1 protein-coding gene is annotated in these 876 nt (G+C 62.1%); it reads left to right on the top strand.

What is annotated here, in order from left to right:
* Positions 1-127: 127 nt before the first annotated feature.
* Positions 128-876: IS5 family transposase (locus IVB12_RS05085; RefSeq protein WP_247296260.1), on the top strand; the 749-nt coding region annotated here is incomplete at its 3' end.

Below are 876 nucleotides of genomic sequence, written 5' to 3' on the forward strand. Positions count from 1 at the left end.
TTTCGGGGCGAGAAGGTCTTTGGGATTGCAAACTTTCGGGCTTTGACGGCCCAAAAGCTTGCAGTTTCATTTTTGAGGATTCCGTCGAATCACGAGTCGTGATTCCGTCGTCGCATCGGAGGGAGCGATGCGACCAAAGGAACGACGCGGGACGGGACAAACCGATCTTCTGCGCTCGCGGCTGGACGCGATCATCGATATGGGGCACCCGCTGGTGAAGCTGGCGGGGACAATCGACTGGTCGTTCCTGGAGCAGCGGTTCGGGGCGGTCTACGAGGACAAGCCGGGCCCGCCGCCATTGCCGACGCGGCTGATGGCGGGGCTGGCGATCCTCAAGCACACCTACGACCTCTCCGACGAGGTCCTGTGCGAGCGCTGGGTGGAGAACCCCTATTACCAGTTCTTCTGCGGCGAGGAGTTCTTCCAGCACCGATTGGTGTTCGATCGCTCTTCGCTGACGCGCTGGCGCCAGCGGATGGGCGAGGAGAAGCTGCAGGCTTTGCTGCAGGAGAGCCTTTCGGTTGCCACCAAGACCGAGGCGCTCAAGCCGTCCGATCTCAATCGCGTCATCGTCGACACGACGGTGCAGCCCAAGAACGTGATGTTCCCCACCGATGCGCGGCTGCTGAACCGCGCCCGCGAGATCCTGGTGCGGCTGGCCAAGAGGTACGGCGTCAAGCTGCGCCAGTCCTATGCCAGGGTGGGCAAGTTCGCGCTGATCAAGCATCAGCGCTATGCCCACGCCAAGCAGTTCAAGCGTGCCAACAGGGCCTTGAAGAAGCTCAAGACCTATCTCGGCCGCATTATCCGCGACATCGGCCGCAAACTCGGGGGCAACGCCGACTTGCTTGCCGGGATCGTGCTGGAGCGCATGCT

Source organism: Bradyrhizobium sp. 179 (assembly GCF_023073535.1).
Classification (GTDB): domain Bacteria; phylum Pseudomonadota; class Alphaproteobacteria; order Rhizobiales; family Xanthobacteraceae; genus Bradyrhizobium.